General features: G+C 36.2%; 5 protein-coding genes. 3 read left to right on the forward strand and 2 right to left on the reverse strand.

Annotated features, from left to right (window positions below):
* Positions 1-6: 6 nt before the first annotated feature.
* Both O970_RS05625 and O970_RS10195 read right to left on the reverse strand, forming a co-directional pair.
* Positions 7-1,425 carry an OprD family porin gene (locus O970_RS05625; RefSeq protein WP_024496160.1) on the reverse strand — a complete coding sequence of 473 codons (1,419 nt, stop codon included), beginning with the start codon at positions 1,423-1,425 and terminating at the stop codon, positions 7-9.
* Positions 1,426-1,832: 407 nt separating this feature from the next.
* Entirely contained in the window at positions 1,833-1,955 is a 123-nt protein-coding gene (locus O970_RS10195; protein ID WP_275055004.1) for a hypothetical protein, read from the reverse strand.
* A gap of 297 nt (positions 1,956-2,252) precedes the next feature.
* Here O970_RS10195 and O970_RS05630 point away from each other — a divergent pair, with 297 nt between their 5' ends.
* The 3 genes from O970_RS05630 to clpB all read left to right on the forward strand — a co-directional run bounded on the left by O970_RS05630 (position 2,253) and on the right by clpB (position 6,976).
* Positions 2,253-2,525 (forward strand): PAAR domain-containing protein, encoded by a 273-nt coding sequence (locus O970_RS05630; protein WP_024496161.1) that lies wholly within the window; start codon positions 2,253-2,255, stop codon positions 2,523-2,525.
* The gene (locus tag O970_RS05635) at positions 2,525-3,727 is read left to right on the forward strand and encodes a hypothetical protein (protein ID WP_024496162.1); all 1,203 of its coding nucleotides are present in this window, start codon (positions 2,525-2,527) and stop codon (positions 3,725-3,727) included. Before O970_RS05630 ends, O970_RS05635 begins: the two co-directional genes overlap by 1 nt.
* Before the next feature lie 678 nt (positions 3,728-4,405).
* Entirely contained in the window at positions 4,406-6,976 is a 2,571-nt protein-coding gene (clpB, locus tag O970_RS05640) for an ATP-dependent chaperone ClpB (protein ID WP_024496163.1), read from the forward strand.
* Positions 6,977-7,018: the final 42 nt, after the last annotated feature.

A 7,018-nucleotide genomic window follows, 5' to 3' on the forward strand; every position in this document is an offset into this window, starting at 1 on the left:
TTTTGCCTATTTGCGATTCAGATTAAAAACGGTAAAAGGGATCGTAACAATAAATTTAATATCATGTTCGTCTAAGAAAATATTGTCATAGCCGTAGTGCCAGTCACGATTAGCATGATTATCATAACGTGTGTAATGAAGCTGAGCGCGACTATCTTTTGCCCAACCATCGGGAACGGTATAAGTTAAATCGAAGTTCCAAGCACTCTCTTTTAGTTGATGATTTTGCCCAATAAGCTTAAATTGCTGATTTGGCTTGGCATGCCAACCATACGCATATGATGTCGCCACTTGCCATCCTTGTAATGTTGGCGATAAATAACCTAAATCGTAACTGATCTCACCAAATAATGCTCGTTCGCCATCAGCGTTAAAGTCTGAACGGGAATTCCACCAAATATCTAATCGCCCGTTAGAGGACGCATATCCTGGTGTCATTCGTTGTAAAAAGAAACCTTGATTTCCTTCGGCCTTAACCATAACCCCTTCCGTTCTTATACCCACGGCACCAATCTGATAATGTAAAGTGGCAGCCTGTAACCAAGCTAAACCGTCATAGACTGATTTTCCAGAATGCTGCTGATCTTTAGCACCGTAAAACTGATAACTGAGTGAGAGAGGATAAGTAAATAATTGAGTTTGATAAGCCACTTTGGCTAAATATTGATCCATGTAGTTGTGGGCTTGTCCAAACGCGCCTTCTAAGATTAAATTATTTTTAAAATCATACTTGAAGCCAACCGAATGTAAGTAGCGGATTGTCTGTTGTTTGTCCCATTGTCGAAATTTATATAAATCTTTATACCACGGCGCCTTATATCTATCGGTCCACATATAGGATAGGGATAAGGCACCTTTATCATCGTAATCAATATATGTACCCACTTCAACACCACGATACGTACCTGGTAACAGGCTCCAATGTGGTGCTAATAGGGTTTGTCCTGATGGCTGAATAAATCCACCTTTTAACCAGAAATGGTCATCCATTTTTAAATTTAATTGTGCTTTATAAAAGCTTAAACCACTAATATCTTTGTCCCACTTTTCTTGATACGGATTTTTACTGCCACTAAAACCAATTTCATTTGGATGTCCATTGCCGCCATTACTGACTTCCCATGCGCCATAGCCGCCTAATTCGATAGCCAACACATTAGCAATATAACCCGAACGAAAATCTAAATTGGCATTCAAAGTTGATTGTCTAATATTACTGCGATAATCACCCCTGCTATGATCTTCAGTATACGTTCGACGTTCCCGATCACGATTCCAAAAAAAGATATTTCCAGTTAATACTGAATCATCGATAAAAGAGTGCGCATAAACGGGTAAACTCTCAAGCATAAATAGCGAACAAGCAATGGTACCTATCCCCCATTTATACAAAGTAAATGTCATATCTATTTTATTTTTATTCATAGTTAAATCTTCCCCCCAAAAATCCATTGTAGAATTGATATTTGTTGGGGAATGTTCATAACATGAAACCAGTTAATAACATAATTGAATCATTTAAAAGCGTGATTATTGTCACGAAAAAGTGTCGTTAAAATGCGATTTAATCAGCATTAGCATAGATAATTAATGTATCGCAATACTTAGTAAAAATGTATAAGATTGGTAAATAAAGGTTTTTATGAAAATATAGTCTTAAAAAATAAGATTATGAATAGAAAAAATTGTTTAATCAGGTTAATTTATAATCTAATAGATGCAAAAGTCTGGATCGCAATTAGTTAGATTTACTAATATGCGATAACATACCAGCAAACCTTATTGAGTTATATTGATTTTATAAAATTTACTAAAAACGTGACTATAAAAAATTAATTTAATTTTTTGGCAAAGAAGATACCAATAATAACAATAACCATTCCCAATCTTTCTTTCAAAGAAAGTAATTCATGAAAAATGATATAAGCATAGATAGCAGAACTTACTAGTTGCATTAGTACTCATAGAATAGTGTAGCCATATTGGCTTATATTTCATCAAAAAATGTCTTAATCTTCCTTATTCTAGTATGTGTGGAAAAATAGTGTGGACTTATCATTTACCCTATTATAGGGGAACTTAATAAATTATGATAATATATCGAGTTAAGCGCACAATCATGTATTGGAGCAAATTGGCAAGATGATTTTGCGTTATCAGTAATTTTTTTAGATATATTTAATATATTCATAATCAAAAATATAAATCATCATAAGTGTATAAATTATAACTATAAATATAGGAAATTAATTATGGCTAGACTAAGAGGAGTAATCCGTTTAGGTGATGAAACTGATCATGGAGGGAAAGTTATTTCGGCTTCTTCAACCATGATAATGCACGGAAAACCAGTTGCACGTATTGGCGATAGTGTCAGTTGTCCACGTAAAGGGCATGGTATTACAAAAATTATTGAAGGCGATTCTCATTTTACCGATCAGGGAAAACCTGTTGCATTAGATGGGCATCACGCTGCTTGTGGGTGTATATTAATTTCATCATTAACTAATGTAGGTAAAGGCTGATGGCATATAATTTAGATTCATTACCAGAACCTTTGCCGGAACTAAAAAAATTGAACTATTCATTTTGGGCAATGCTGTTATTAGCCTTTTTGGTAATAGGTAGTATTACTATGTGGATAGTGAGTTATTTTTATCCGCTTTCTAATTTTTTATTAGTGGCTGCTGCATCAGGATTACCCGTCGGTATATGGTTATTTGTTTTTTTATATGGACTTTATTGCCGCAGTTATCGAAAATATTCTATTGAGGAATGGAACGCGGGACGTGAGCAGTATCGGCAAGCGTTAATTAGTGAAGCAAGACGTGGATTATATTTACTCAAATCATCATTAATAACCGAATATGGTCGAAATGGTAACGCTAATGGTGTGTTTACTGGGCAATATATGATACGAGCTAAGTCACCGTATAATGGAGGCTCCCCTATTGCTCATACGGCATTACCTACTCCAGAAAATATCATTACCCTTGATTTTTATCAACGCTTTAAACATTTATTAGTTGAATGGCAAAAAGAGCATCATGCACTATTTAATGAGCTGCCTAAATCATTAGAACTGCATGTTCGTTTCTTTATTGATATACCCATAGCCTCGGACACGGTGACGGCTTTATGGCAAAAGACCTTAGGTAAGGTGGTTGTGCCAGCAAGTTTTGCTATTGAAAATCCGAAAATAAGTACTACCTTTATTGAACAATGGTTAGATGACAGAGAGCATGATAATTCATTATTGTTGGTTATTAATGCACATTTATTTACTACACCAAAGATGAATGAAGCTGAAACGGCTATTATGATGTTATTGGCTGGTGAAAATGCGGTCAAGCATTTAGAGAGGTTGCCCGACCCATTAGTGAAAATTTATCGTTCTGAACAAACCGCAAGTTTAAAGCAGACTTTGGATAATGCATTGTTATGGGGGAACGCGGATAATAAACTTTATGATGGCGTATGGTATAGTCGTATTTCAGATTCACAAAATATTGATATAATGAATCATTTTGAACAGATAAAGTTTAATCATCAGCAGATTCTGAATATTGATAGGTCAATAGGAAATGCGCAGGATAGTGCTTATTTTCTGGCGTTGGGATTAGCAGTTGAACAGGCTGCAAATAGCCAAAATAAGCAATTGGTCATTATTGGACAACCCGCAGTTACCGCATCGGTAGTGACTCATGTTACAAGTGAAATGATCTAAAAATTATTTTGTTTTCATTAGTGACGCTTAGTATTGGTTTATCAAATAGTAAACTTTAGCTACTTGATGAGCGAGTAAGATTAAGGTGAATAAAACAACATTTATCAATAACGGTAAATATGGATTTATTCACCTTATAATCTCGTTGTTCATCATACTATAGATTCTTCAGTTTATTGATTAAATTGATTTTCTAATATCTATCTTTAGATTTTTACTATTCTTTGCATTTTATAATCATTCGCTAAAAGTAACATTATCATCATCCGTGAATTATGCTAATTATTATCCCTACTTTATATCTCCCCATCATTAAGCCATTTATTCAATAATAGAACTGTGTCATTGTTATGCCATATTAACAGTCATTATTGAAATATCGATTCCATTTTCGTCCATAATTTTATGTAAAAAATAGTAGGGTGAAAATAAAAATCCGTAAAGGCAATAGTGAAATTTAACCGGTAAGCGTAAGATGATTTCATCACATTTTTTAGTGCCTTTCCATTCTGAACCGCTATTACTGGACAATAAAATATTTATTAGTTTTACTTGAAATAAGGGTTATAGCACAAATCTTAGAATTATATGGTTGAGGCAAAATAAAATTGATAATCCCTTGATTCAGTTTATTAATAATCGTCTTAATCAAATTGTTCGGTTTAGAAGGATATTTATATGCGTTTAGATAAATTAACGAATAAATTTCAACAAGCGTTAGCCGATGCACAGTCATTAGCATTAGGCAAAGATAATCAATATATTGAGCCTGTACATGTAATGTTAGCCTTAATTCATCAAGATGGCGGGAGTATCCAGCCATTATTAGTTTCTGCGGGCGCGAATATTAAGCAATTGATCCAATTATTAACGGCAGCTGTTGATAAGTTACCACAAGTACAAGGTATTGGCGGCGATATTCATCCATCTAATGATTTTATTAAACTGTTTAATTTATGCGATCAATTAGCACAAAAAAATAATGATAGTTATTTATCATCGGAATTGTTTGTACAAGCTGCCTTTGAGGCGAATGGATCATTAGCTGATATCTTAAAAAAAGCTGGGGTTACTAAACAAAATTTAGATAAAGCAATTATGCAAATCAGAGGAGGAGATAGCGTGAATGATGCCAATGCAGAAGATCAACGGAATGCGTTAAAAAAATATACTGTTGATTTAACGGAACGTGCCGAACAAGGAAAATTGGATCCCGTTATTGGGCGTGATGAAGAGATTCGCCGGACTATTCAGGTGTTACAACGTAGAACTAAAAACAATCCTGTACTTATTGGTGAGCCAGGTGTCGGTAAAACGGCGATCGTAGAAGGTCTAGCGCAACGTATTGTCAATAGCGAAGTACCAGAAGGACTGCGCAATAAACGTGTTTTATCATTAGATATGGGGGCGCTGATTGCTGGTGCTAAATATCGTGGTGAATTTGAAGAGCGTTTAAAAGCAGTGCTCAAAGATTTAGCTAAACAAGAAGGGCGGGTTATTTTATTTATTGATGAATTACACACGATGGTTGGTGCAGGGAAAAGCGATGGGGCAATGGATGCGGGTAATATGCTAAAACCCGCCTTAGCCCGTGGTGAATTACACTGTGTTGGTGCAACCACACTCGATGAATATCGTCAATATATTGAGAAAGATCCCGCGCTTGAACGTCGTTTTCAGAAAGTCTATGTAGCCGAACCTACGGTCGAAGATACCATTGCTATTTTGCGTGGCTTAAAAGAGCGCTATGAATTACATCACCATGTACAGATCACCGATCCTGCTATTGTCGCCGCAGCGACTTTGTCGCACCGCTATATTTCAGATCGTATGCTACCTGATAAAGCGATTGATCTAATTGACGAAGCAGCGTCAAGTATTCGAATGCAGATGGACTCAAAACCGGAATCGTTAGATCGATTAGATCGTCGTATTATTCAATTAAAGCTTGAACAACAAGCATTGAAGAAGGAGACGGATGATGCCAGTAAAAAACGGCTTGAGATGCTTAGTGAAGAACTCACAGAGAAAGAGAAAGAATATGCTTCACTGGAAGAAGAGTGGAAGGCTGAGAAGGCAGCAGTATCTGGAACGCAAACTATCAAAGAAAAATTAGAAAAAGCACGTACGGAGCTGGAACAGGCTCGGCGTGCGGGTGATTTGAATAAAATGTCTGAACTCCAATACGGTCGGATTCCTGATTTAGAGAAACAATTAGCTCAAGCCACACAATCAGAAGGCAAAACCATGAAGTTATTGCGTAATAAAGTCACAGCTCATGAGATTGCAGAAGTGTTATCGAAATCAACAGGAATCCCTGTATCAAGGATGATGGAAAGTGAAAAAGAAAAATTATTACATATGGAACAAGCATTGCATCAACGCGTGATTGGACAGAATGAAGCCGTTGAGGCTGTAGCTAATGCTATTCGACGCAGCCGTGCGGGGTTATCTGATCCTAATCGACCAATAGGATCTTTCTTATTTTTAGGACCAACAGGCGTAGGTAAAACTGAATTGTGTAAAACGCTGGCCAATTTTATGTTTGATAGCGAAGATGCTATGGTACGTATTGATATGTCTGAATTTATGGAAAAACATTCGGTTGCAAGATTAATTGGTGCACCGCCAGGTTATGTTGGTTATGAAGAAGGTGGCTATTTAACCGAAGCTGTCAGACGTCGACCTTACTCAGTTATTTTATTGGATGAAGTCGAAAAAGCGAATCCTGAAGTATTTAATATTTTACTGCAAGTATTAGATGATGGACGCTTAACCGATGGACAAGGGCGCACAGTTGATTTTCGTAATACGGTTATCATTATGACCTCTAATTTAGGATCTGAACTTATTCAGGGGCATGACAACTTAAGTTATGATGAGATGAAAGCTTTAGTCATGACGGTTGTGACACAGCACTTTAGACCTGAATTTATTAATCGTATCGACGAAACAGTGGTTTTCCATCCATTGGGACGAGAAAATATTAAAGCGATTGCTAAAATTCAATTGGCACGAGTTGAGAACAGATTAGCGGAGCATGGCTATCAATTTACCATATCCGATGCCGCGTTATCGCAGTTAGCCGAAGTAGGATTTGATCCGATTTATGGTGCAAGACCGCTCAAACGGGCTATTCAACAAGAGATTGAAAATCCATTGGCTCAGCAGATTTTATCCGGACAATTAGTTCCTGGTAAAATGATTGATCTAGATTTGGTTGATAATACTATTGTTGCTAAGCAGTGAGTTAAATAGATAATAGAAAATCGCCTGTTTTATCAGGCGATT

It is taken from the genome of Candidatus Schmidhempelia bombi str. Bimp, from assembly GCF_000471645.3.
Lineage (GTDB): Bacteria > Pseudomonadota > Gammaproteobacteria > Enterobacterales > Orbaceae > Utexia > Utexia bombi.

Excerpts from the sequence above, each read along its gene's own strand:
- clpB (WP_024496163.1), top strand. The coding sequence starts at position 4,406 with ATGCGTTTAGATAAATTAACGAATAAATTTCAACAAGCGTTAGCCGAT.
- O970_RS05625 (WP_024496160.1), bottom strand. The coding sequence starts at position 1,425 with ATGAATAAAAATAAAATAGATATGACATTTACTTTGTATAAATGGGGG.
- O970_RS05635 (WP_024496162.1), top strand. The coding sequence starts at position 2,525 with ATGGCATATAATTTAGATTCATTACCAGAACCTTTGCCGGAACTAAAA.
- O970_RS05630 (WP_024496161.1), top strand. The coding sequence starts at position 2,253 with ATGGCTAGACTAAGAGGAGTAATCCGTTTAGGTGATGAAACTGATCAT.
- O970_RS10195 (WP_275055004.1), bottom strand. The coding sequence starts at position 1,955 with ATGCAACTAGTAAGTTCTGCTATCTATGCTTATATCATTTTTCATGAA.